The sequence below is a fragment of the Archangium sp. genome, from assembly GCF_057119385.1.
The window spans coordinates 1-2095 of record NZ_DBNGVP010000045.1 but is presented as its reverse complement, the minus strand read 5'-3'; the positions used below and the strand labels follow the sequence as shown (position 1 = coordinate 2095).

The 2095-nt window shown below is 69.6% G+C and carries 3 protein-coding genes; 2 read left to right on the top strand and 1 reads right to left on the bottom strand.

Annotated elements, in window-relative coordinates:
• Positions 1 to 287, bottom strand: a 287-nt coding sequence (locus tag AC16DP_RS10580; protein ID WP_483956695.1) for an NAD(P)/FAD-dependent oxidoreductase, incomplete at its 3' end; no start/stop codon positions are given.
• Between the two features lie 83 nt (positions 288 to 370).
• Here AC16DP_RS10580 and AC16DP_RS10575 point away from each other — a divergent pair.
• Together AC16DP_RS10575 and AC16DP_RS10570 are read left to right on the top strand one after the other, a co-directional pair.
• Entirely contained in the window at positions 371 to 829 is a 459-nt protein-coding gene (locus AC16DP_RS10575) for a cyclic nucleotide-binding domain-containing protein (RefSeq protein WP_073564335.1), read from the top strand.
• 147 nt (positions 830 to 976) lie between these two features.
• Positions 977 to 2095 (top strand): GAF domain-containing sensor histidine kinase (locus tag AC16DP_RS10570; RefSeq protein WP_483956694.1); only part of this gene is annotated, 1119 nt, incomplete at its 3' end.

The window sequence follows — 2095 nt, the reverse complement described above, 5'->3', positions numbered from 1 at the left end:
TCGACCTTCACGACGTCGCCGGTCAGGAACTCGGTGCCGAAGCGCTCCGCCTGCTTCCGGGTCCGGTCCATCAGCTCCGGCCCCGTCACCCCCTCGGGGAAGCCGGGGTAGTTCTCCACGTCGGTGGTGGTCATGAGCTGACCACCGGGCACGCGCTGGGCGTCCTCGAGCGTGGGACCCCCGGAGAACATGACCGGCTCCAGGTTGGCACGCGCGGCGTAGATGGCCGCGGTGTAGCCCGCGGGCCCCGAGCCGATGATGGTCACCTTGTTGATCTTCTCCGCCACGGGTCGTCGCTCCTGTGTTTCCGTGAAATTGGGGCGCCACCGTACCAGAGCCCCCACGGGTCGTGGTACGAAGCAGCGCACCAATGGATGCCTCGATCCTCCAGAAGGTTGCGCTCTTCGAGGGGCTCACCCAAAGTCAGCTCCTCCGGGTCGCCGCGATCGCCCGTCCCCGGGGCCATGAGGCAGGGGCCTGCCTGTTCCGTGAGGGAGAGACCGGCCGGGACATGTTCATCATCCTGGAAGGCAAGGTGCGCATCTCCCAGCAGGTGCCCGGCATGGGGGAAGAGGCGCTCGCCATCCTGGAAAAGGGCCAGTATTTCGGGGAGATGTCCGTCATCGAGGACATCCCCCGCTCGGCCGACGCCTACGCCCACACCTCGTGCACCCTGTGGGTGATCGAACGCGAGCAGTTGGATCACCTCATGTTCACCGACAAGGACCTGGCCTACGTGCTGCTGTGGAGCTTCGTCCGCACACTGTCGGTGCGGCTGCGCGAGACGAACGAGAAGATGAAGACGTTCCTGGCGCTGTCGCGTTTCTGACGCGCCGCCCCACTCCCGCCGGGCCTCCACCCGCCCGGAGGCACGGGCAGCGGGCGGGGTGACGAAGGACCCTCCCAGGAGCCCCCACTCCCCGTGAGCCCTGGATACACTGGGACCAGGCGGCTGTGCGCGCCCCCGAGCCCCCCCATGATTCCACCTCCCCTCCCGCCCGATGAGCCGCGGCGGCTCCAGGCCCTGCGGCGCCTGGGCCTGCTGGACACCCCGGCCGAGGAGCGCTTCGACCGCATCGTCCGGATGGCCGCCCGGACGTTCCGCGTCCCCATCTCCCTGGTGTCCCTGGTGGACGGCTCGCGGCAGTGGTTCAAGGCCCGCGTGGGCATGGACACGTCCTCCACGGCGCGCAGCGTCTCCTTCTGCGGCCACGCCATCCTCACCCCGGACACCTTCGTGGTGCGGGACGCGCTGGACGACAAGCGCTTCTTCGACAACCCGCTCGTCACCGCCGAGCCCCACGTGCGCTTCTACGCGGGCCACCCGCTGCACGCCGCGGACGGCAGCCCCGTGGGGACGCTCTGCCTCATGGACCGCCGGGCACGCGACTTCGGCCCCGAGGAGCGCCAGCAGCTGGAGGACCTGGCCTCGTGGGTGGAGCTGGAGCTCAACGCCCTCACCCTCCAGCAGGCGCGCACCGCGCTGGCGCAGCAGGAGCGCTTCTTCGAGCTGTCCGTGGACATGCTCTGCATCGCCGGGGTGGAGGGCACCTTCCGGCAGCTGAGCCGGGCGTGGAGCCGGACGCTCGGCTACTCCGAGCAGACGCTGCGCGCCACGCCCCTGCTGGAGCTGGTGCACGAGGAGGACCGGGCCTCCACCACCGAGTGGCTGGCGCGGGGCGCGCGCGGCGAGCTCCTCCCCCGCTTCGAGCACCGCTGCCGCGGCCAGGACGGCACCTGGCACTGGCTCCAGTGGAACGCCACCGTCAACCCGGAGGAGGGCATCTTCTACGGCGTGGCGCGCGACGTCACCGAGCAGAAGCGCCTGGAGGCCGAGCGCCGGCAGATGGAGCGGATGAAGAGCGAGTTCGTCTCCACCGTCAGCCACGAGCTGAGAACCCCGCTGACCTCGATCAAGGGCTCGCTCGGGCTGCTCGCCGGCGGCGTGGCCGGGCCTCTGCCGGAAGCGGCCGTGCAACTGGTACAGATTGCTCAAAGCAACAGCGAGCGCCTGATCAGCCTGGTCAACGACATCCTCGATATCGAAAAGCTGGAGTCCGGCCAGGCCGGCCTGCACCTGGAGTCACTCGACCTC